Annotated in this window: 24 protein-coding genes; 22 read left to right on the top strand and 2 right to left on the bottom strand. The window is 47.6% G+C overall.

Annotated features, from left to right (window positions below; translation table 11 throughout):
- Window positions 1-12 precede the first annotated feature (12 nt).
- The 12 genes from ACXAJH_RS13335 (at window position 13) to ACXAJH_RS13280 (ending at window position 12,145) form a co-directional block, all read left to right on the top strand.
- Window positions 13-831 carry a response regulator transcription factor gene (locus ACXAJH_RS13335; protein ID WP_474967545.1) on the top strand — a complete coding sequence of 273 codons (819 nt, stop codon included), beginning with the start codon at window positions 13-15 and terminating at the stop codon, window positions 829-831.
- Between the two features lie 25 nt (window positions 832-856).
- On the top strand, window positions 857-2,215 hold the full coding sequence (locus ACXAJH_RS13330; RefSeq protein ID WP_474967546.1) for a nucleotide sugar dehydrogenase: 1,359 nt from the start codon (window positions 857-859) through the stop codon (window positions 2,213-2,215).
- A 51-nt stretch (window positions 2,216-2,266) separates the two neighbouring features.
- Window positions 2,267-4,099 (top strand): glutamine--fructose-6-phosphate transaminase (isomerizing), encoded by a 1,833-nt coding sequence (gene glmS / locus ACXAJH_RS13325; protein ID WP_474994208.1) that lies wholly within the window; start codon window positions 2,267-2,269, stop codon window positions 4,097-4,099.
- 8 nt (window positions 4,100-4,107) lie between these two features.
- A complete protein-coding gene (locus ACXAJH_RS13320) occupies window positions 4,108-4,278 on the top strand; it encodes a hypothetical protein (protein ID WP_474967548.1) in 171 nt (56 codons plus the stop codon).
- Between the two features lie 20 nt (window positions 4,279-4,298).
- A complete protein-coding gene (glmU, locus tag ACXAJH_RS13315) occupies window positions 4,299-5,279 on the top strand; it encodes a bifunctional UDP-N-acetylglucosamine diphosphorylase/glucosamine-1-phosphate N-acetyltransferase GlmU (protein WP_474967549.1) in 981 nt (326 codons plus the stop codon).
- A 121-nt stretch (window positions 5,280-5,400) separates the two neighbouring features.
- Entirely contained in the window at window positions 5,401-6,222 is an 822-nt protein-coding gene (locus ACXAJH_RS13310) for a hypothetical protein (protein WP_474971968.1), read from the top strand.
- 214 nt (window positions 6,223-6,436) lie between these two features.
- Window positions 6,437-7,051 carry a DUF421 domain-containing protein gene (locus ACXAJH_RS13305; protein ID WP_474994207.1) on the top strand — a complete coding sequence of 205 codons (615 nt, stop codon included), beginning with the start codon at window positions 6,437-6,439 and terminating at the stop codon, window positions 7,049-7,051.
- A gap of 62 nt (window positions 7,052-7,113) precedes the next feature.
- On the top strand, window positions 7,114-7,443 hold the full coding sequence (locus ACXAJH_RS13300) for a thioredoxin family protein (protein ID WP_474967552.1): 330 nt from the start codon (window positions 7,114-7,116) through the stop codon (window positions 7,441-7,443).
- A gap of 348 nt (window positions 7,444-7,791) precedes the next feature.
- On the top strand, window positions 7,792-8,634 hold the full coding sequence (proC, locus tag ACXAJH_RS13295; protein ID WP_474967553.1) for a pyrroline-5-carboxylate reductase: 843 nt from the start codon (window positions 7,792-7,794) through the stop codon (window positions 8,632-8,634).
- A gap of 39 nt (window positions 8,635-8,673) precedes the next feature.
- On the top strand, window positions 8,674-9,804 hold the full coding sequence (proB, locus tag ACXAJH_RS13290; protein ID WP_027956205.1) for a glutamate 5-kinase: 1,131 nt from the start codon (window positions 8,674-8,676) through the stop codon (window positions 9,802-9,804).
- Between the two features lie 20 nt (window positions 9,805-9,824).
- Window positions 9,825-11,084, top strand: a complete 1,260-nt coding sequence (locus ACXAJH_RS13285; RefSeq protein ID WP_474994206.1) for a glutamate-5-semialdehyde dehydrogenase — start codon at window positions 9,825-9,827, stop codon at window positions 11,082-11,084.
- Between the two features lie 281 nt (window positions 11,085-11,365).
- Window positions 11,366-12,145: a nucleotidyltransferase domain-containing protein gene (locus tag ACXAJH_RS13280; RefSeq protein ID WP_474967555.1), complete on the top strand. Its 780-nt coding sequence runs from the start codon at window positions 11,366-11,368 to the stop codon at window positions 12,143-12,145.
- A 16-nt stretch (window positions 12,146-12,161) separates the two neighbouring features.
- Here ACXAJH_RS13280 and ACXAJH_RS13275 read toward each other — a convergent pair whose 3' ends face one another.
- Window positions 12,162-12,998 carry an STAS domain-containing protein gene (locus ACXAJH_RS13275; RefSeq protein WP_474967556.1) on the bottom strand — a complete coding sequence of 279 codons (837 nt, stop codon included), beginning with the start codon at window positions 12,996-12,998 and terminating at the stop codon, window positions 12,162-12,164.
- Between the two features lie 158 nt (window positions 12,999-13,156).
- Window positions 13,157-13,558, bottom strand: a complete 402-nt coding sequence (locus ACXAJH_RS13270; protein ID WP_474972324.1) for a CotY/CotZ family spore coat protein — start codon at window positions 13,556-13,558, stop codon at window positions 13,157-13,159.
- Between the two features lie 428 nt (window positions 13,559-13,986).
- Here ACXAJH_RS13270 and ACXAJH_RS13265 point away from each other — a divergent pair, with 428 nt between their 5' ends.
- From ACXAJH_RS13265 to ACXAJH_RS13220, 10 genes are all read left to right on the top strand, one after another.
- On the top strand, window positions 13,987-14,766 hold the full coding sequence (locus ACXAJH_RS13265) for an SDR family oxidoreductase (RefSeq protein ID WP_474994205.1): 780 nt from the start codon (window positions 13,987-13,989) through the stop codon (window positions 14,764-14,766).
- A 75-nt stretch (window positions 14,767-14,841) separates the two neighbouring features.
- On the top strand, window positions 14,842-15,714 hold the full coding sequence (locus tag ACXAJH_RS13260) for a 3-hydroxyacyl-CoA dehydrogenase family protein (protein WP_474994203.1): 873 nt from the start codon (window positions 14,842-14,844) through the stop codon (window positions 15,712-15,714).
- Between the two features lie 12 nt (window positions 15,715-15,726).
- A complete protein-coding gene (locus ACXAJH_RS13255; protein WP_474967559.1) occupies window positions 15,727-16,125 on the top strand; it encodes an acyl-CoA thioesterase in 399 nt (132 codons plus the stop codon).
- Window positions 16,126-16,135: 10 nt separating this feature from the next.
- Window positions 16,136-17,197 carry a phosphotransferase family protein gene (locus ACXAJH_RS13250; RefSeq protein ID WP_474967560.1) on the top strand — a complete coding sequence of 354 codons (1,062 nt, stop codon included), beginning with the start codon at window positions 16,136-16,138 and terminating at the stop codon, window positions 17,195-17,197.
- A gap of 2 nt (window positions 17,198-17,199) precedes the next feature.
- A complete protein-coding gene (locus ACXAJH_RS13245; protein ID WP_474967561.1) occupies window positions 17,200-17,937 on the top strand; it encodes a 2-phosphosulfolactate phosphatase in 738 nt (245 codons plus the stop codon).
- Window positions 17,924-19,684 carry an acyl-CoA dehydrogenase family protein gene (locus tag ACXAJH_RS13240; RefSeq protein WP_474967562.1) on the top strand — a complete coding sequence of 587 codons (1,761 nt, stop codon included), beginning with the start codon at window positions 17,924-17,926 and terminating at the stop codon, window positions 19,682-19,684. The genes ACXAJH_RS13245 and ACXAJH_RS13240 overlap by 14 nt, the downstream gene beginning before the upstream one ends.
- Window positions 19,685-19,698: 14 nt before the next feature.
- A complete protein-coding gene (locus tag ACXAJH_RS13235) occupies window positions 19,699-20,484 on the top strand; it encodes an enoyl-CoA hydratase/isomerase family protein (protein ID WP_474967563.1) in 786 nt (261 codons plus the stop codon).
- 10 nt (window positions 20,485-20,494) lie between these two features.
- On the top strand, window positions 20,495-21,469 hold the full coding sequence (locus tag ACXAJH_RS13230) for a quinone oxidoreductase family protein (protein ID WP_474967564.1): 975 nt from the start codon (window positions 20,495-20,497) through the stop codon (window positions 21,467-21,469).
- Between the two features lie 170 nt (window positions 21,470-21,639).
- Complete coding sequence (locus ACXAJH_RS13225; protein ID WP_474967565.1) at window positions 21,640-22,197, top strand: GNAT family N-acetyltransferase; 558 nt, start codon at window positions 21,640-21,642, stop codon at window positions 22,195-22,197.
- Complete coding sequence (locus tag ACXAJH_RS13220; protein ID WP_474967566.1) at window positions 22,194-23,006, top strand: protein phosphatase 2C domain-containing protein; 813 nt, start codon at window positions 22,194-22,196, stop codon at window positions 23,004-23,006. The genes ACXAJH_RS13225 and ACXAJH_RS13220 overlap by 4 nt, the downstream gene beginning before the upstream one ends.
- The last annotated feature ends 22 nt before the right edge of the window (window positions 23,007-23,028 follow it).

The following is a 23,028-nucleotide window of genomic DNA, read 5'->3' as shown; positions in this document are numbered from 1 at the left end:
GGAGGGTGGAAAATGGCAGCGACTCATATTGGTTCCCGGATCATTCAATCGTTCAATCATTTTCTTCACTATTATCAGAGCAGCCAATTAAAGTGCGGGATCATTCTGGCCCGTGCAGATATGAATGAAGCAGAGGTCGGGGAAATGGAAGCGTATTTGGAAAAGGAAGAGCCGGGTACCGCCTTTCAAGTCAGTTACGATCCACAGGAGAAGATTCTTGGCATCCTGCTTGATGGCTGTGCCTTGGCGTATACCCATTTTCTATCGCTGCACGTGAAAGATGTGTTAAGCCGGAACCGCCAGCTCACCGGAGATTTATGGGTGGGGAGCTTTCCTGAAAACAGCGACCACGCAGAACAAATGATGTTTGACATGCTTTGGAGAATCATTGATGGAAACCACGAAACGAACGATATCCATGTTTATCAAGGACAGAAGGAAAAGGGTCCATCAACGAAATCCGTGCTGCTTGTTGATAGTGATCAAAGCTTAGTTCAGTTATTGACAAACTACCTGCAGGGAAAAGGCTATGTCGTCCATACAGCAGAAGACGGGAAAACGGGCGTGGATGTCTATCAAAATGTCCTGCCGGATCTCGTCATTACGGAAATCAATCTGTCCGCTCTGGGAGGCTATCAGTTCATCAATCAAATCAAGAACATCGACGAAGCCTCCAAAAAGTCGACAGCGATCATAGTTCTTACAAATAAACAATTGGAAGAAGATGTGAGGCGCACGTTTGATTATGGTGTCTCCGATTATATGACCAAGCCCTTTTCACTTGTAGAGCTTGAAGCACGGATGAAAAGACTCGTGAGCGTTTCTAAATAAATCTTATAAAAGAGAGGGATCAGGAATGGGATATTTTGAACAGCTGTCTCAGAAGATTGAAATGAAGAAAGCAAATATCGGAGTTGTCGGTATGGGGTATGTCGGGCTGCCACTGGCTGTCGAAATGGTGAAGTCAGGATTCAACGTATGTGGCATCGATTTGGATCAGAAGAAGATTCAGTCGCTGCGTGAAGGGCATTCCTACATCAACGATATTGCGGATGAGGATTTGCAGCAGGCGCTTGCCACAGATCGGTTCTTTCCAACAAGTGACTATGAAGTTGTCAAAGACCTTGATGCGGTCAGCATTTGTGTCCCTACCCCATTAAGTGAGAACCAGGATCCGGATACTTCCTATATTACAGGCGTGATCAACAGCATGAAGCCCTTTATGAAAAAAGGAATGCTCGTGACGCTGGAAAGCACCACATATCCGGGGACGACCGAAGAACTGATTTTGAAAGAATTCAATCGTATGGGATACGTCGAAGGCGAAGATATCTTCCTTTGTTATTCACCTGAGCGCGTGGATCCAGGGAATCAGTCCTTCAACACGCATAACATGCCAAAAGTTATGGGCGGCATGACAGAAAAATGTAATACAGTCGGAGGGCTTCTCTACAGAAATTACATTCCAAACGTTGTTCCTGTTACGTCACCCAAAGTTGCAGAGATGTCCAAGCTTCTAGAAAATACGTTCCGAAGCGTCAATATTGCTTTTGTCAATGAGATTGCAATGATGTGTGAACGTATGGATATCGATGTGTGGGAAGTGATTGATGCAGCGGCAACGAAACCATTCGGCTTTATGAAGTTCCAACCGGGACCTGGAATCGGCGGTCACTGTATCCCTCTGGATCCGATGTACTTGTCCTGGAAAGCCAAAGGATTCCGCTTCTATAGTAAGTTCATCGATCTGGCCCAGTCGATCAACAGCAACATGCCGGACGTTGTCGTTGGAAAGACGTCACAGGTATTGAACATTCATGGGAAGTCCATCAATGATTCTAAAATCCTTATTCTCGGTATGGCCTATAAACCGAATATCAGTGATCTTCGTGAATCGCCGGGGCTGTATCTCTATGAACTATATAAAGAAAACGGAGCGAAGGTGGAGTATCACGATCCCCATGCCCACAGCTTCCTGGATGATGATGGTGACGTCGTCCACTCGGTTCCTTATGATAAAGAACAGCTGAAAGAGTACGACTGCCTTGTCATGGTCACGAATCACAGTGACTTTGATTATCATGAACTGGCGGAATTAGGAGTTCCGATTGTAGATACAAGGAACGCTTTCCAAGCCTTCGATCAACCACACATTCATAAACTTGGGACGGCTTCGAAAGTGAACAAGAAACAGCACGAATCCATTGCTCTGTAATCAATCAAAGAAAGTTTCAAAAACTACTTATTATAAAGGGGATGAACGACTATGTGCGGAATCATGGGATATGTTGGAGATAAAGAAACACAGCGTGTATTAACAGAAGGACTGCGTAAGCTGGAATATCGCGGCTATGACTCTGTTGGTATCGCATTGAACAACGGGGAAACCCTTCAGCATGAGAAGTCTAAAGGAAGACTCGAAGTGTTGGAAGAAAAATTGGAGGGGGCTCCGCTTTCTGGGTCGATCGGAATCGGTCATACCCGATGGGCTACACACGGACGCCCTTCCGATGAGAATTCCCACCCGCATCTGGATGAGCAATCCAAATTTGCTGTCGTCCATAACGGCATTATTGAGAACTATATGGAAATTAAGCGGGAAATGAAGGAGGAAGGCTATTCCTTTACTTCTGAAACGGATTCCGAAGTGATTTCCCACTTATTCTCTCATTTATATGATGGAGAAATAGTATCGACCATCCAGAAAGTGGTGGATAGACTGGAAGGAGCCTACGCGCTTGGAATAGTTTCTGAGCATGATCCAGAGCGGTTGTATGCTGTGCGTGAAGCCAGTCCCCTCATCATCGGATCCGGCGATGGAGAATCCCTGATCAGCTCCGACATCCCCGCTCTGCTGGAACATACACGTGATGTTTATATTTTGGAAGACGGCGAGATGGCAATCCTTTCAAAAGAAGGTGTCACGTTGATGGAAACGGAGACAGGAAAAGAATTGACACGCGATATTTTCCGTGTGGACTGGGATATGGAACAGGCTGAGAAAAATGGGTATGATCACTTTATGCTGAAAGAGATCTTCGAACAGCCGACGGCACTTCGGAAAACGATGACCGGTCGTCTTGATCAGGAAGCGAAACGTGTGGACTTCGAGGAACTGCAGTGGTCACCTGAAACCATTCAGCAATGGAACAAAATTACGATTGTAGCCTGTGGGACAGCTTATCATGCAGGGTTGATCGGTAAGCATGTAATCGAGGAACTGACACGTATTCCAGTCGATGTTGAAGTGGCTTCGGAATTCCGCTATCGACGCCCGATCGTAGACGAGAAGACATTGGTCATTGTTGTCAGTCAATCTGGAGAAACAGCAGATACTCTGGCCGCGCTGCGTCAAAGTCAACACCTTGGAGCGAATGTTCTGGCCATAACGAACGTTGTCGGAAGCTCCATCGCCCGTGAAGCAGATGAAGTGATTTTGACAATGGCCGGTCCAGAGATTGCTGTAGCTTCTACAAAAGCGTACACCACACAAGTGCTGTCATTCTACCTATTAGGTCTGTATCTTGCTGAAAGCAAACAAACCATCACCGAACAAAACTACAAGCAGCTGATTGAGTCCATCATCGAACTGCCGGAGAAAATCGAGGGCATGCTGGAGCACTCTCAGGGAATCCGCTGGTACAGTGATTCCATCAATGATGCCAAAAGTGTCTTTTTCCTCGGCCGGGGACTGGATCATGCGGTCGCGTTGGAAGGATCGTTGAAACTGAAGGAAATTTCCTATATTCATTCGGAAGCTTATGCAGCAGGGGAATTGAAGCACGGAACGCTGGCCTTGATCGAAGAAGGGACACCAGTCGTTGCTCTCATTACACAAGATGAAGTGAGTGAGAAAATGCTCGGGAATGTCAAGGAAGTAAAAGCCCGTGGAGCGCAGGTGCTGGGGGTCGCAGAAGAAGGGAATCTGGATATATGGGAGTATGTAGATGAAACGTGCTATATTCCGAACACTCCATCCATTCTGACGCCGCTGCTGACAGTCGTTCCTTTACAATTGATCGCTTATTATACATCGCTCGCTCTTGGTAACGACGTCGACAAACCAAGAAACCTTGCGAAGAGCGTTACGGTCGAGTAGGTATCCAAATGATGGAGGTCATGGAACGGCAGCAGACAAAACTGAATAAAAGTAATTTAAAAGGGCTGATGCTTGGGGTTTATGAAAAGGTGGAGAACGAAAGCATCCAAACGGACCGTCAGATTATTGATGAGGTGATGGAGCAGTTAAGACCAATCATCCAGCCGATCGAGGAATAACTACGAATGGGGGAAGAAAAATGAGTGAAACGTTTGCTGTAGTATTAGCTGCGGGCAAAGGAACAAGGATGAAATCCGATCTTCCGAAAGTTCTTCATAAGGTTTGTGGAAAACCTATGGTGGAACATGTCATTGATCAGCTGAAGCAGCTTTCCATCGATGAGATCGTTACCGTTGTGGGTCATCAGAGTGAACGAATACAGGAACAGCTGGGTTCGACCGTAGAGTATGCTTATCAAGCGGAACAGCTCGGCACAGCTCATGCCGTGAAAATGTCTCATGAACAGCTGGGTCATCGTGAAGGCAGCACGCTGATCATTACAGGAGATACGCCGCTCATATCCAGCGGAACGTTAGCCGATTGTCTGGAACTCCATCAGGAGACAAACGCAGCTGCTACGATTCTGACGATGCAGCCGGATGACCCCGCGGGTTATGGAAGGATTATTCGTAATGAGCAGGGACAGGTGGAACGGATTGTTGAAGAAAAGGATGCTTCCGAGCAGGAGCGTTCCGTCAACGAGGTGAATTCGGGTATTTTCTGTTTCGATAACGGGCTGTTATTTGAAGCTTTGGATCTTGTGTCAACGGACAATGAGCAGGGGGAATATTATCTGCCGGATGTCATTGAGGTCCTGCAGCAAAAAGGGGAGCGAATCTCAGCAGCCCGTATGCCGGACGTTGACGAAGGACTCGGCATTAATGATCGAACCCAGCTTGCGAAGGCGGAGAAAATTTTACAGAAACGCATCATTGAATTTCATATGGAAAATGGGGTAACGATTATTGATCCCTTCTCTACTTACATAGGTGCTGACGTAACCATCGGCATCGATACGGTGATTGAACCGAGGACGCATTTAAGAGGGAAAACGAAAATAGGAACGAACTGCATCATTGGTCCGGATGTGGATCTGGAGAATTATCAAGCAGCGGATCGTACAAAAGTGAAAAATTTCTCAAGAACAAATGATATCAGTTCTCTGCCCTATGTTAACTAAATTACAGAAGGAAAGACCTTTCAATGGTGAAAGGTCTTTCTTTAAACGAAAATTCTCCCGAAGAAACAGCATCATCGGATCAGTGATGCTGTTTCTTCTCATCATTGGGGTGGGCATATACATGAGTCAACCATCAAAAGTGAAGGCTACCTGGATCTGGGATTTGGACGAGATGGAAGGAAGCATAGAGGAAAATATCGCTTTCGCTGAAGAGCAGGAAGTGAATTTAATCTATCTGCACATCAGTATTAAAGGATTCGACAGGGAGCGTGTAGAGGCGTTTATAGAAGAAGCTTCCGCTCATAATATCCAAGTGTATGCCCTTGGTGGTGATCCCAACTGGGCGCTGGACAAACATCAGGATAGTCTTGCTGCCTTTATATCCTCGGTCAAGGATTATAATCAAGACGTTCCAAGTGAAGCAGGATTCAAAGGGATCCATATGGATATTGAGCCTTACCTTCTGCCCGAGTGGGATGCGGACAGGGATGAAGTCATAACTCAATGGATGGATAATGTCACATTCTTAAGACAAGAAGTGGAAAAAACAGGCCAGGATCTTCAATTGAGTGGAGATTTTCCGTTTTGGGTGAATGATTTACAAGTGCCGGAGGAAAGTGGATCGCTCAGCTCGTGGATGCTGTCTCAACTGGATTCTATGACGATTATGGCTTACAGGGATTATACGGAAGGACGTAACGGGATTAAACATATTGCTTCCCCCCTCATCGAACAGGCAGCGAATCAAGATAAATCGGTGGTTATTGCTGTGAATGTCATCAAGACGGATGAAGGCAGTTATACGACTTTCTACGACAGCTCACCCGGTCAGATGGAACAGGAGTTGAACGGGTTGAACCAAAGCTTTTCCGGCCATCCCGGCTATGCAGGGACCGCTGTCCACGACTACAGCTATTGGAAGCTTTATCGGAACAAAGAATAGGGGAACGATGTTCTGCTTGTAGAGAAACCTTGTTTTTCTACAAGCTTTTTTTATCTCCGCAATCCTGCCGTGGAGGGGGGATATTTTCATCCGTTCAGGACAACGTATGAAGGATATAGGAAACGATGAGGTACATAAACGGACGGTTTTGAGGAGTTGGTTCGGGTTATACATCGGTTCTTCTGCCTTCGTATGGAAACGGGGTGTCTTTTTTATGGATTGGATATGGAAAGCTGTTTTAATCATCCTCGCAGGTACGATTATTCTTCGTATCGCCGGTCGGAAGTCAATCTCGCAGATGACCTTGTCCCAGACCGTCATCATGATTGCCATTGGGTCGCTGCTGATCCAGCCTGTCGCAGGAGAGAACATCTGGGTTACATTTGGTGTTGGCGGTGTGCTTGTCTTAACTTTGATGGTGATGGAATATTCCCAGGTGAAACTTGATTTTATGGAGAAGTTTTTAACGGGGAGGTCTGTCTCGATTATTGAAAATGGCCAGCTGAATGAAAAAAACTTAAAGAAGCTGCGTTTCACTGTGGACCAATTGGAAATGAAGCTCCGGCAGTCGAATGTGTCCTGTATTCAGGATTTGAAATCGGCCACTCTTGAACCCAACGGCCAGCTCGGCTTTGAGCTGAAAGAAAGGAAGCAGCCTGCGACCAAGCAGGACGTGGAAGACTTAAAGCAGCAGCTGCATCTGCTGGCTTCCAAGCTGCATCCGGATCAAGCGGTCCAGCCTTCCTCAGAAAGCCCGTCCGGTGAGGATTTGTTTAAGGAAGTCGAAAACAAACATCATGAGCAGCCTTTCCCTCGCCGTCTTCAGTAGGAAGAGGCGCGTGGAAGGAATTTTAGTTTAGAAGCTGATATAATGAACTCGAGGTGAGACAAATGGATTCTATACACTCCATTGAAGATTTAGATGCTTTTGTAAATGAGGAAATGCTCTCGATTGTTTATGTATCCAGACCGGGCTGCTCCGTTTGTCATGGTCTTCTACCTCAAGTGGAGGATCTGCTGGCTGATTATCCAAGCATACAAGCCCGCCATGTGAATGCAGATGAAGTACCCCAGGTTGCCGGTCATTACTCTGTGATGACTGTACCGGCCGTTCTTGTCTATTCGGAAGGAAAAGAGCTCTTCCGGAAAGCCCGCTTCGTGCCGATCGGTGAACTCAATCAGCAGCTCGCTAAATTAAATCATTTTATAAACGAAAGCTGAATGCCTGCTTCTGGTCCTTTGACCAGAAGCAGCTTTTTTTATGCATGAAAAAGGGAGGGCGGTTTTTCAGATGAGTGGGGAATGAAAAATGAATAATTATTCCAACAATTCGGTTTTGTCGAGCATTTCTTAAAAATTCAAGCCGCAAATACATCCATGAGACGAGATTATTTCCGATGAGAAGCGATGACTGCGAAATATCTCTCTTTGAAACCGTTTACACGGACTAATTGACGAATATAGACCCGACTTGTAGAAAAGCCCTTGAATCTGTTTTTGCCAGTGTTATGATGAAAAACGTCTTAGAGAAAAAGCGAACAAAAATGCGAACGGGAGAGATTAACCCAAATGATTAAACAAACGATTGCTTTTCTAGGTGCAGGATCTATGGCAGAGGCGATGATTTCAGGAATGGTGGAGTCGGGTAATATTCCAGCTGAACAGATCATTGTAACCAACCGAAGTAATCAGGAACGTTTAAACCACATTCAATATAAATACGGCGTCCGTACAGTATTAAAAGATGAATTGAATTTCGCTGAAGTGGATCAGTTCATTCTGGCAATGAAGCCGAAAGATATTGACGCTGTTTTGGAAGACTTGAAAAATAAATTGACCCCGGACCAAGTTCTTGTATCTGTTCTTGCCGGTATTTCTACTTCTTATATGGAAGATCGTCTCAATGACCGCCAGCAGGTGGTCCGTGTGATGCCGAATACTTCCAGCATGCTTCGTGAATCAGCCACGGCCGTGTGCCCCGGGCAGTTCGCAGACATGGAGAAGGTCGAAGTTACGAAAGCTCTGCTTCGTTCAATCGGTGAAGTCTTCGTCATAGAAGAAGAGAAAATGGACGTCTTCACTGGAATCGCTGGAAGCGGACCTGCGTACTTTTATTATTTGATGGAGCATATCGAAGAAACGGGCCGTTCAGAAGGGATGGATCCGGAAACGCTTCGTGAAATTGGAGCACAGACACTGCTTGGTGCCGCCAAAATGATGTTGGAACGTGATGAATCCCCGGCAGAACTGCGGGAGAACGTAACTTCACCGAATGGTACAACGGCAGCAGGACTCGATGCGCTTGCAGCCAGCGGCGGAGGTCAGGCGATTTCAGAAGCCGTACGCGGTGCCGCTTCCCGATCCAAAGAATTGAGTGCAGAACTTGAAGGACTTCTCGTAGGCAGTAGATAAATACAGCTGACAGACGCAAAATTGTTAAACAGGAGTGATATGTTGAGTCAAACTAAGAAACGAATCGTTATTAAAATTGGAAGCAGTTCATTAACCAGTGCGCACGGTGAAATCAGCCGTCGTAAACTTGAAAAACTTGTCGATGAAGTTGTCCGTTTGAAGGACGACGGCCATGAAGTCCTCCTTGTCTCCTCAGGCGCGGTAGCCGCGGGTTACCGGAAACTGGGATGCCTGGAGCGTCCGAGCACCCTGCCGGAAAAACAGGCAGCCGCATCCATCGGTCAGGGTCTGCTCATGGAATCGTACTCTGATCTATTCCTATCCCATGGGTATATGGGATCCCAAATCCTCATCACGCGCAGTGATTTCTCTGATGAAAACCGCTACAACAACGCACGTAACACCATCAATGTCCTACTAGAACGCGGAATTATCCCTATTGTAAACGAAAATGACACGATTACGATCGACAGACTGAAGTTCGGAGATAACGACACCCTTTCAGCGAAGGTCGCCGGCCTTGTCGATGCTGATCAGCTGATTATCCTTTCAGATATTGATGGCCTTTATGATGCTGATCCTAGAAAAAACTCCGATGCAAAACTGCTTGATAAAGTCCACGAGATTACCCCTGAAATCGAAGCTGCAGCAGGTGATCCGGGAAGTGCGGTCGGAACAGGCGGCATGAAATCGAAAATTGATGCCTTCAAAATTTCCATGGCTTCCGGTATCGCTTCTTTCCTAGGAAAGGCTAATACACCGAACATCGTCTATGATGCGGTTTACGGGGATGCTGTAGGTACGTACTTTGAAATTACGACTGATGCTGAGAACCTCGATCAGAAGAAACAGTGGATTGCTTTTAACTCCGGACCGGAGGGCACAGTAATTATTGACCACCGTGCAAAAGAAACGGTTGTCGACATGAAACAGAGCTTGATGCCGGCCAATGTTCACCATGTCACAGGGCGCTTTGAAAAAGGTGCTGTCGTACGAATCCATGATTTGGATGGTGAAGAAATCGGCTTAGGCGTAGTCAACTATTCTTCTGAACAAATGAAGAACATGATCAATCTGACACAACCTGAACTCGAGTCTTATGATAAGGCTGCCGTTGAACAGAAAGATTTTGTGTGCCATCTCGAAGTATCCATGCCCGTAGGCGTTTAAAATACTCAAGGAGGTCTTTGATGACTGTAACTATGAATGTAAATGTGGAAGCACAGGCAATGGAAGCGAAAAAAGCATCCAAACAGCTGATGATCCTTTCAAAAGAAGAAAAGAATGAAGCGCTGCTTCATCTGGCTGATGTACTTGAACGTGAATACGAAAGCATTCTGCAGGCCAATGAAAAAGATCTGGCCAATGGACGTGAGCAAGGCTTCACTGATGCGTTCATGGACCGTCTTTCCTTGTCCAAAGAACGCGTGGAGGATTTTGCCCAGGGACTTCGTGACGTTGCAGAACTGGAAGATCCAACAGGGCAGGTCCTGACAGACTGGACGCTGGAAAATGGACTGCAGGTAGAAAAAGTGACCGTTCCCCTCGGTGTGATCGGTATGATTTATGAAGCACGTCCGAACGTGACCGTCGATGCTACCGGACTCGCTTTGAAATCAGGCAATGCGATTGTCCTGAAAGGTGGCTCGTCTGCTATCCACTCCAACGAGGCTATTGTAGATGTCATTCACAAAGGACTCGAAGAGACGAAAATGCCTAAGGAAGCTGTACAGTTCATCGCTTCTACAGATCGTGCAGCTACAAACGAGCTGTTTACAATGAAAGAGCACATCGACGTATTGATTCCACGTGGAGGCGGACGATTGATTCAGGCTGTGGTAGAAAACGCCACGGTCCCTGTTCTTGAAACAGGTGTCGGCAACTGCCATATCTATATTGATGAGCAGGCGGATGTGAAAAAAGCGCTGAACATTTTGATCAACGCAAAAACCGATCGTCCGGCTGTCTGTAACGCAGCAGAAACGCTGGTTGTTCACAAAAACTGGTTGAAAGAGCATAAAGATGCCTTAATCGCTGCATTGAAAGAGAACAATATTGCTGTTCATGGCGATGAGCACATCGTTGATACGATTCCAGGCGCTGTTCCAGCTGGAGAAGAAGACTGGGCTGAAGAATATTTGAGCACAGATCTAGCGGTGAAAGCTGTAGACAATCTGACAGATGCAATCGCGCATATTGAAACGTATGGAACGAAGCACTCGGAAGCCATTGTCACAGAAGACCAAAAAGCTGCCGATCACTTCTTTGCGCTTGTTGATGCAGCGGCTCTCTATCACAATGCATCCACACGCTTTACAGATGGCGGGGCCCTTGGATTTGGGGCGGAAATCGGTATTTCCACGCAAAAACTTCATGCCCGCGGACCAATGGGGCTGCCGGCATTGACGACGATCAAGTTCCTTATGAAAGGAAACGGTCAAACCCGATAAACAGAGGTCAATTTTTCAGGCTGTCGAGGATATTCTCTCGGCAGCCTGTTTTTTTATGTAACTGAAAAATGTGTTGGAACAGGCAGGGATAAGGAAAAAACGTTCCAGTTAAAGATGGAACACATGGTGGCTCGGATGACTGAATAAGGAAGAGCCCTTCTGATCAAGGAGGCGCATAGGATATAGGACTGGCCTGTTATTCCTCCCATTTCCTGTGGTCATTTACTTTAAACTTCAACAACTGTATGATGTTGGAAACGCATTTTACAGGAGGGCTGGCGATGAGACAGGGAGAGGCTGTAGAGGTATTGTTGGAAAGCTTGAAAGTAGATGCACTCGTAAAGGCTGTCTTTTTAAAAGGGTCCATGGGCAGAGGGGAAGAAGATGTCCATTCCGATGTGGATCTTTACGTCCTTGTGGATGAAGAAGAGGAGCATGCATTTTTAAAGAAGAGAAAAACGCATCTTTTATGTTATCAACCCCTTTTGTTTTATGATGAAATCTTCATCATTGCTCCTCAGGTGATTGCAGTTTATGATAATCTCCTGCACGTGGATTTATTTACAGTTACAGAAGAAACACTGATCCATAAGGATTACGTTCGTGTACTGTACGATCCTGAAGGGCGAATGGAAAGGCATCAACAGGAACAGCAGCTTTATTTAGATGAACGTGATTTTCAGGATGCGGTTGATGATGTCACCTTCTTTTTGCTGCAGTATAAAAAAGCTTCCGATCGTGGAAATGATATGTGGGCATGTAAAGTGTTGAATGACCTGGCTTTGAATACAGCGAAGGTTCTTCTCCAGCATTATGCTCCCGATCGTGCGCAGCTTGGATTGAAAACGGCAGATCAGTCCCTGCCTGCCGGGGTTAAAAAGAAACTTCAAAAGGTTTACCAGCACTTGTCTCTGAGGGAGCATCCTACAGCTGTAAACGTTCTTATTCACCTATTAGAAGAGGAGTCTGCCTGGCTTCAAAAGGTGTGGAAAGGGAAGAAAGATACCCTTCCGTTTTTGGAGCGCATGATCTTCGAATTAAAAAACCAGCTTCCTGTTTAATCAGGAAGCTGGTTTTTTAAAAGGTTTGACCGGCCATCGCCTGCGATAACGTCGCTGTCGTCGTGACGTGACTGAAGTCGAGGCCGAGGGAAACGGCGGTCTGTGCAATTTCCGGACGGATGCCGACGACCGTTGAAGATACTCCGATCAAGCGGAGGCTGTCAATCAGCTGGAAAATCTGCTGGGCAACCATCGTATCCACGAGATAGACTCCTGACAAGTCTATGTACAGCAAGTCTACATCCTGCTCGGTGCATTTTCTCAGTATATTCTCCTGGATCGCAGCGGCCCGGTCGGTATCAATGTTCCCGACAAGAGGCAGGAGCGCCTGCTCATTCGACAGTTGAATCAATGGGGAGCTCAATTCATTGATGGTCGACTGCTGTTTTTCAATCGTACGGTTCAAGTAATTGGATTTTTCCTCGACGACCTGATACATGATCTGATCGAAGGCATCCACCAGGAGACGGGTCCAGCGTGTTTCTCTATCCCTGTCTACGTCGACATCCTGGGTTTCAATGAATTCCTTGAGGAAATCCAAGTATTGGATACGAACACGCATGAATTCCCGCATGATTTCATGTGTAGGAGTCTCGAGATGGTGGGGGTCCCGTCCAATTTCCACGATCCAGTCATTCATGTGAGCGAGAAAGGCCTCTTTATCCAGAGTGAAGATCTCGGCCAGATGTTTGTGAAATGCAAAGTTTTGGGATTTTAAATTTTCAATGGTTGCCTGATCACGGGAGGCATAGACGCCCGAAACCGAACTTTGATCGAGGGAATTATACCATTCTTCTGTTAGAATCGATGCTTTTTTCAATAGAAATTCTCGAAATGCTAGGTTGGCTTTCAATGGGGAAGCTCCTCTCTCTACTTGAGCCTCTCATAAAATCCGGAGAGCATCATAGATACTTTTATTATATAAGGTATCCCTTATATTTTCCATCTTTAGGCGGCTGAATAAGGAAATAAAACAACTTTCCGGACTGGTGCCGATCTATTCATCCACGTCTACCATGTTTTCCTTGGAGTAGTGGTTCCTAAACATCGGATCGAGCTGAAGCATGAAAGGTCGACTGTCATACATGTTCCGGATGCTGTATAGGAGTGGGAAGAGCTGTGACAGGAAGGATTTTCGTGTGGAATCAGCAGCTCCAGAACAGCACAGGAGTGGTCGGGGGAGAGTCTGACCGCTTTGAATATGCAAGATGTAAAGCATATATAGCTGCCCTCCTTTTCTTTGATCCCATTACCACAGAAGCGTTGTCCATCTCTGCAGTACAACATAAACGGAATGGTCGTATTTCCTTGTCGATGCTGATGATCACCGCGCAGAGCTGCGATGGATGTGCGGCAGCTGGTTTCAGAGTGACGACCGGCTACTATTTTCTGGGCTTTTATGATGGCTGCCACCGTCCTTGTCACGGAGCAGCAACTGCAAGAATCGTGTTTCAAAGGCAGTATCCTCCTTTCTATTCGATCTCTTATAGTCTATTCCGGACTGGAAAAAAGGGCTGTGCTTCCGTCCTGTTAGAGCCTGATATAGGACAATGGCCAATCCGTGGGAAGAGGCGGATGCATAAGGTATAGGACAGCGGAAGGAAAACGGCAGCTGCAGCCTGCATATACAAGGAAGACCTTCCGTTTAAAGAATGCCAGCGTACACTGGCATTCTTTTAGTTTTTTCTTCTATATAAAAGAGACAGCCCCCTTCTCATGCACACGTATGAAAGGTGAATGTTCATTCATTTTCTGGTTGAATTTTCAGAATAATGGGAGTAGAATGAAAACATACTAACCGTTTGGTATGTTACATACCTGTACTATTAAGGAGTGAGCTGATGCATGTGAAGGAGTTGTTCGATCTATCGGGGAAGACGGCGCTCGTAACCGGTGGGGGACGAGGGCTTGGAAAACAGATGGCCGAAGGATTTGCAGAGGCAGGGGCGGATCTTGTCCTTTGCTCCCGGAAACGAGAGGCATGTGAGGAAACCGCCCGGCAGCTTGAAGCAGAATACGGAGTCAAGACTGCCGCTTATGGTTGTGATGTAACAAACGTCGAAGACATCGAGCATGCCGTTCAAAAAACGGTGGAAAAGTTCGGCACCATCGATATTCTCGTCAATAACAGCGGGGCAAGCTGGGGGGCGCCAACGTTGGAAATGCCGCTGGAAGCCTTCCAAAAAGTAATGAATGTCAACGTGACAGGGACGTTCTTAATGTCTCAGAAGGTCGGAGAGGTCATGGTGAATCAAAAGTCAGGCAAGATTATTAATATCGCTTCTGTAGCGGGACTTGGCGGGGCAGATCCCAGATTCATGGATACGATCGGATATAACGCGAGTAAAGGGGCTGTGATCACCTTCACGAAAGACCTTGCTGTAAAGTGGGGAGCCCACAATATTCAAGTGAATGCCCTGGCTCCTGGATTTTTCCCTACCAAAATGTCGAAAGGACTACTGGAACAGGGAGGAGAATTCATTCTGGACCGCACCCCTCTCAACCGTTTCGGGTCCGAAGAGGATTTGAAAGGAGCGGCTCTTTTCCTGGCTTCCCGTGCGTCTGATTATGTGACAGGGGATGTGCTCGTCGTTGATGGCGGAATGCATGCTTCGTGCTGAGAAGAGCTGTTTTGTAAAGGACAGACGCCCATCCGATAAAAGGGATGCGTGTCAAGTTTATAGAGGAGGAATCGCATGGAGATGAAACAGATCACAGTAATTGGATCGGGGAGTATGGGACATCAAATCGCTATGCTGTCAGCCCTTGCCGGTTTCGATACGTACGTGCAGGATGTCCGTCCCGATGCTTTAGGACAAGCGAAGGACAAGCTGGAGCAGATCATGGCGAAATGGGTGAACAAGGACAAAATTTCTCAACAGGAAAAAGCGGAAGCCTTTGAGCGTCTTTCCTTTACGACCGACTTGCGGGAAGCGGCGGGGGAGGCTGACCTTGTTATCGAAGCCGTTGTGGAAAAGCTGGATGTGAAGCGGGAAGTATTTGCCCAGCTTGATGAGATTGTCCCTTCTCATACCGTGCTGGCTACCAACTCTTCTACAATGGTCAGTTCATTAATCGCTGATGTGGTTTCACGTCCGGATAAGGTCTGCAACATGCACTTCTTTTACCCTCCCCTCGTTATGGACTGTGTGGAAGTGGTCAAAGGGGAGCATACATCACAGGAGACGGCAGAATCGGCTATGGACGTCTGCCGGGCGTTGAACCGTACGGCTGTTTTACTGGAAAAAGAGATATCAGGATTTATCGCCAACCGCATTCTTTTTGCGATCCAGAAAGAGGCGGTGAGCCTGTATGAAGGTGGATACGCGGACTTCAAGGATATTGATAAAATCACCCGCAAGGCATTGAGTCATCCGATTGGTCCTTTCGAGCTCATGGACTTGTCAGGCATCGACGTCGGTTGTTATGTGATGCAGCAGCAGTACAACGAAACCGGCGATCCTGCAAACCTTCCACCAAGAACGATGACGGAGAAAGTGGAAGCGGGTGAACTGGGCCGGAAGACAGGGAAGGGCTTTTATACGTATGAAACGAAGGTGAATCAGTAGGAGGAGTAGGGCATGCACGAGATAGAAGTAACGGTACGATTTTGTGAGACGGATATGCTCGGTCATGTGAACAACAGCAATTTTTTTGTTTACATGGAAGATTCCCGCATTCGATTTTTCAAAGAACTGAAGCTTGTCGGGGAGGAGTGGAATTTTATTCTGGCTTCTGCCAAATGTGACTTTCTTAAGCAGGTGTACTTCAATCAGACACTGATCATAAAGAGCAGCGTAGCGAAAATCGGAAACTCCAGTTTTCATCTGATACAGGAGATGGTGGAGAAAGATTCACAGGAAGTCGTAGCTGAGGGAAGTTCAGTCATCGTGCAGTTCGATTTTGAAAAACAGAGAAGTCTGCCATTTACAGACGAAATGAGACAGCGTCTGGAGGAGCATAAGCCCGTTGTGAAATAGGAGGGGTCGGATGGCCGAAACGAAAGATACGCAGGCAGTGCGTAAAGGTGAAGAGCTGGATTATAAGATATTGATTCCCTTTTTGAAAGAACGTTTGAACATGCCGGGCGAGGAGCTTACCATCAGACAGTTCGGCGCCGGACACTCCAACTTAACGTATGAGCTTTCTGCGGGAGAAGACTGGAAGGTTGTGCTGAGGCGTCCGCCGCTTGGGCCGGTTGCTCCAAAGGCCCACGATATGGAGCGGGAATACAACGTGCTCCAGGCGCTGCATCCAGTTTATCCACTGGCTCCGAGACCTTTTCTCTTTGAATCTGGTGATCTGCTCGGAGCCCCTTTTTTCATAATGGAACGCAGAGAAGGAATCGTCTATGATAAACAGTTTCCAGAAGGAGTAGAAGGAAATGCGGAGCTCGGACGGCGGGTTTCACAGACGATGGTGGACAAGCTTGCCGAACTTCATGCTGTGGATTATTCGAAAACAGAACTCGTCCATATGGTGAAGCCTGATGGATTTATGGAGCGTCAAGTACACGGATGGATCAAACGGTACGACCGTTCGCGGACGGACGATGTTGTTTCAGGTGAACGGTTGAAGAAGTGGCTCTTGGATCATATCCCTTTATCCGGGGGAGCTTCTGTCATTCATTATGATTACAAGTTGAACAATGCCATGTTCAGCAGGCAGAACCATGCTGAAATGGTCGGGCTGTTTGACTGGGAAATGACAACGGTCGGAGATCCGCTTGCAGACCTGGGAGCAGCGCTCAGCTATTGGATCCAATCCGATGATCCACCGATGCTGCAGGAAGGGCTGGGCAGACCGCCGGTCACAGTAAAGGATGGCTTTTTTACAAGGGATGAGTTTGTAAACGCTTACTCTTTAAGAAGCGGCCGGAATGTCGACGACATCCATGTTTATTTGACATTTGCTTACTTTAAGCTGGCTGGAATTATCCAGCAGATTTACTTCCGGTATAAAAATGGTCAGACAGAGGATCCAAGATTTGCTCAAATGAATCATTTTGTCAATAACTTGATTCATCATGCGGAAGAAACGGCAGGGTTGTAGGTATGGGGAAAATCGAAGTCATTTTCAAAAAGGAAGACATCCAGCCTGAAAAGCTGGCCGGGAAAACAGCTGTGGTTTTTGACGTGCTTTTTGCAACGTCGACAATGACGGCCGCGATTGCTGATGGGGCGTTGTCTGTGCTCCCTGTTTACAGTCCTGAGCAAGCTCGGAAAACAGCCGAGGCATTTGACCAGCCCTTTCTTCTTGCCGGCGAGGATCAAGGGCGGACGATTGAGGGGTTTTATCCGCCTTTACGAAATCAGCTGAAACCATTTGTTGCGGGTAAACATCTGATTTTGACAACTACGAATGGTACGGTCGCGCTTCACAAGGCTCAACAAGCGGCAGATCTTTATGCCTCATCGCTGCTCAACAACCCGGCAACAGCCAAGCATCTGAACGAATCTCACGGCGGGGAAACGATTGTGATCATCTGCTCTGGATCAAGCGGTTTGTTTACAATGGAGGATTTTTATGGAGCTGGAAGTCTTGTCCATCATATGCAGCAGGATGGACATTGGGAGCTTTCAGATGGGGCGTTAACATCCCTGCATTTTTATAAGGGCGGTGGTGAGGGCCGGGAATTGCTTCGTTCCTGCCGGATTGGAAACTGGTTAATGAAACATGGTCTCGATCCTGTGGAAATCGACTTCGCTGCACAGGAAGGAGTGGTTGAAGCGGTTCTTGCTTACGACAAAATAACAGGACAAGTGAAGGAGAGGTATTATGCATCCAGTTAAAGATGAATGGAAAGGTGGTCGATTCCTCACTTCCGATATTGATCCGGAGGCGGTTTTCACCCCGGAAGATCAGACGGAAGAGCACCGGATGATCGGCCGGACCGCCCGGCAGTTTATTGAAGGAGAGGTGCGTCCATATAGGGAACGCATCGAACGGGGCGATTATGACTTCGTTGACCGGAAGATGAAAAAAGCAGGGGAGCTGGGGCTCCTGGCTCACAGCATTCCGGAAACGTACGGTGGTCTCGGGCTTGATAAAATCAGCAAAGGCATCGTGGGAGAAGCGCTGGGGAGCGCCGGCGGCTACAGTGTGGCCCATTCCAATCATACGTGTATCGCCACTCTGCCCATTACTTACTTCGGTTCGGAGGAACAGAAGAAGAAATACCTGCCGAAACTTGCCTCTGGAGCTTTTATAGGTGCCTACTGCCTGACAGAACCGGAAGCAGGATCGGACGCTTTATCCGCAAAAACGACAGCTGTCATGAATGACACCGGATCGCATTATGTGCTTAATGGAACGAAAATCTATATAACGAATGCTGCGTTTTCCGATACGTTCATCGTGTACGCGAAAGTGGATGGAGAGCATTTTACAGCTTTTATCGTAGAAAAGGATTTTCCAGGGCTGTCGATCGGCCCGGAAGAAGACAAAATGGGAATCAAAGGATCCTCCACCTGCTCAGTTGTAATGGAAGACTGTCAGGTCCCGGTGGAGAATCTTCTGGGGGACGTCGGCCGGGGGCATTTGATTGCGTTGAATGTGTTGAATCTCGGTCGGTTTAATTTAGGGTTTGCTACACTTGGTGCGGCAAAGTACAGCTTTCAGCTCGCTCTTGGTCATGCTTCCGAGCGTCGGCAGTTTGGAAAAGCGATCACAGATTTCAGGGCAAGTAAGCAGAAACTGGCTTGGATGGCCGCGGACTTATATGCGGCTGAATCGGTCATGTACCGGACAGCGGGGCATATTGAATCAGCACTCGCGGACCACTATGATACAGAAGACAAACAAGCTGTGTCCAAAGCGATGAACGAGCATCGTATGGAAGCAGCCATCTGCAAGATTGTCGGATCTGAAACACTGGATCGTGTCGTCGATGAAGCGGTTCAGCTTCACGGAGGGGCAGGGTTCATCAAGGAATATCCGGTTGAACAGGCTTATCGTGATGCGCGCATCAACCGCATTTTTGAAGGAACCAACGAAATTAATCGTCTCCTCATCCCGGGTGCCTTTTTCCAAACAGCCGGAAAAGCGGAAATAGATACACATACCTTAGTGAAACAAGCCGATGAATCCCTGAAAACAGGTGGTTACAAACGGGAGCAGGGTCCTGTGCCGAAGCTCGAAGAGGCGGTCGCTTTGTGTAAAGATTTATATCTCGTTTCCGCTGGAGCTGCCTATAAAATTCATGGATCCGCTATGAAAGAGGAACAGGAAATATTGATGGAACTGGCAGACATAGCCATTGAAATCTACCGCTCCGAATCTACCGTTCTTCGTGCCAAAAAAGGCAGTGGAACCTCAAGTCTTCACCTGCAGCTGGCTGAGACCGTCATTGAGAGGTCCATTGAAAATGTCCGCCTGTCTGTGAGCCGCTTGTTTTCTTCTCTCCTTAAAGGAGAAGAACGGACGAAGGCATTGAGGAGTGCTGCAGCCCTGTTGAGTGTGTATTCCTTTGAAGGAAGCCTGGATCGGAACCGCCGCCTTGCTGAACAAATGGTAGAATCCGGTCACTATAAAGTTTAAAAGGAGAGATGAAGATGAAATTAGGAAATGAGCATGTAGCTGTGGATATCAATGGACCCGTCATGTCCTGTGTACTGAACCGTCCGGAAAGTCTGAACGCTTTTTCTGACCAAATGATCGGTGGTTTGATGGAAGCTTTGGAAGAGGCCTCCAGGAATGAGGAAGTGAAAGTGATTACGCTTTCCGGAGCAGGGCGGTCTTTTTCGGCAGGAGGCGATGTGAAAAGCATGGGCGAAGCTTCGGCCCAGCATTTGTATGATCATGTCGGTGAGTTGAATAAACTGATTCTGAAGATCAAAGATGTACCGAAGCCGGTCGTAGCGGTCGTCCATGGGTATGCGGCCGGAGCAGGGTTCAACCTCGCTCTTGCCTGTGATCAGATTCTGGCAGCTGAAGAAAGTCGGTTTGTTTTGAGCTTTGCGCAGGTCGGCTTGATATCCGATGGCGGCGGTCACTATTTCCTTTCCCGTCTCATCGGTCCCTACCGGACGAAAGAGCTGCTGTTTACTGCCGAACCGATTCCAGTCGAGACAGCATCAGAGTGGGGCCTCGTCAACAGGGTGATTCCAGCTGGTGAGCTGGAAGAGACAGCGATGGATTATGCGCTTCGTCTGGCTAAAGGGCCGGGGAGGGCCATCGGTATGATGAAGAAAATTGTGGATCAAGCCGATCAATCCGACCTTGCCGCTATCCTGGAGCAGGAACGGATTTCTCAAACGATGATGGTGGAAACAATGGATCATAAAGAAGGTGTGGCTGCATTTAAGGAAAAGCGGAAACCACAGTTTACAGGGAAGTGAGGGAAGAATGATGAAAGCTATTCAATTTAAAGAATATGGAAGTCCATCCGTCCTTGAAAAAGTGGACATTGAAAAGCCGTCCCTGGCTGAGGATGAAGTGCTGGTCAAAGTATCGGCTGTTGGTGTCAACTATGCCGATACGGCCCGTAGAGAGGGGGCCTATGTGGTTCCGACACCTCTCCCATTTATCCCTGGTGCTGAAGTGGCCGGGGTTGTGGAGGCTGTTGGATCTGACGTCCAGGATGTGCACGAAGGGGACCGTGTCGTGACTTTGATTGAATCCGGTGGGTATGCGGAGTATGCGAAAGCGAAGGCTGTCTCCCTCATTCCGATTCCTGAAGAGGTGGACGATGAAACGGCTGTGGCCATTCCTCTACAGGGACTGACTGCTTATCACATTTTAACGACGATGGGACGGATGGAGCACGGAGAAACGGTGCTTGTTCATGCAGCAGCAGGAGGGGTAGGATCGCTTGCGGTGCAGCTGGCGAAACAGTTTGGTGCAGGGAAAGTCATTGCAACGGCAAGTACAGAGGAGAAGCGGCAGCTGGCTCTTGAACTTGGAGCCGATGAAGCGGTGGACTATACGAAGGAAAACTGGCGGGACGATGTTCTTGAAATGACGGGCGGACGCGGGGTCGATGTTGCTTTGGAAATGGCAGGAGGAGACATTTTCCACGAAACGGTGAAGTGTATGCGGTCGTTCGGTCGTGTAGTCGTGTATGGGGTAGCCAGTGGAGATCCGGCAAAAATGTATCCTTCCGGCTTGATGAACCGAAACTTATCCGTCATCGGTTTCTTCCTTCCGCAGATTATGAAGAAACCGGAAATGTTCAAACGAAGCCTTCACCATTTATTGGAACTAGTGAATACCGGCGATGTAAATTTGACGGTAGGCGGTGTGTATTCATTGGAGGAAGCAGCCAAAGTCCATGAACTGATGCAGGGGAGAAAAACGAAAGGAAAGCTTGTACTTAAGCCATAATGCCGGTTTAAGCCTGTCGGGAAATCCCCGGCAGCTTTTCTATTTTCCCCGATCTTCAAAGGTGCCTCTGAGAATCGGTCCCTTTTTTGAAGCTGATCCAAGGACAGGGAGGAATCAATTGGAAACTTGTCGAATACACAGGACACGCAGAAATAAAGGGGGCTTTTATCTTGTTTACCTATACAGTTGATGATCAGTTGTCATTGAAATTAATTGGACACGAAGACGCTGAAGAACTCTTTCAATTATCGGACCAATCCAGGGATCACCTTCGAACGTGGCTTCCGTGGATTGATTTCACGAAGACGGTGGAGGATACCCGGGGGTTTATCCAAAGCAGCCTAAAGAGATATGCGGAACATAACGGCTGGACGGTCTGTATCCTTTGGGAAGGGCGGATCGCCGGTATCGTTGATTTCCACGAACTGGATTACAACAACAAAAGGACCAGCATCGGTTACTGGATGGGAGAGGAATTTAAAGGGAAAGGTCTGTTGACACGCGCCTGCCGGGTATTATTCGATTATGCCTTTTATACGCTTGGGATGAACCGGATCGAGATCCGTGCGGCGGAGCAGAATGAAAAAAGCAGGGCTGTCCCTGAGCGTCTCGGTTTTGTAGAGGAAGGACTCATCCGCAGCGCCGCCCTCCTCTATGATGAGTATACAGATCATGTGGTCTACGGCATGCTTAAAAAAGACTGGGTCAAACAAACGGTGGACCTATGAAGTATCAGGTAGAAGCTGTCCAGTTGAAAAGTCCCGCCAAAAAAGAAAGCGAAGATGCCTATGTTCTTCATGAGGCCGCCGGTGTTTTCGGCGTGTTTGATGGAGCTACGCCACTTGTTTCGTTTGAAGATGAGGATGGTCATAACGGCGCCTATCTTGCAGCCCATCGTTTCAGGGAACACATGCAGAACATGGACGGTGATGCTTCCTTGAAAAGAACAGTGGAGGAAGCCAACACCCGTTTGTTTGAAGAGATGGTTTCTGCCGGAGTGGATACGTCCAGAGGAGAGGAGCGGTGGTCGACGTGTGTCGCTGCGATTAAATTGGAACACAGGCATTTCCACTATGCTCATCTGGGAGATTGCATGATTATGGCCGGTGATAAAAAGGGGGCTGTTCATGTCCTCACGACAGATACCGTCGCAGGAATCAGCGCCCGTGCAAAATCGAAAAGAGAGAAAGACAGAGGAAATGGACTGCAGGTCAAGGAAGAGCCGTATTATGACGTGCTTCTACATAAGCTTCAGTATAACCGGGGCCTGGCTAACACACCAGGAGGTTATACGGTAGCCAACGGTATGCCGGAGGTGATGACCCATCTGGATTCAGGCTCCTATCCAGTTGAAGGGCTCGAGGATCTATGGCTTGTAAGTGACGGTTTATTCCATCCTGAACTTTCTTTGGAAGAGACATGCAGACGAATGAAGCAGGAGGGGATCCGCTCCTATATCAGCGATCTTACTTCCTATTTAGAGAAGCACCAGCTTCCGATTGACGACCGGACAGTGATCCACCTGCGCTTTTCCTAAACTGTTTGCTGGTGAAACGAAA

The organism is Halobacillus sp. ABD4_316 (assembly GCF_056161385.1).
Note: the sequence above shows the minus strand (reverse complement) of the source record. Positions and strands in the feature narration are given on the sequence as shown.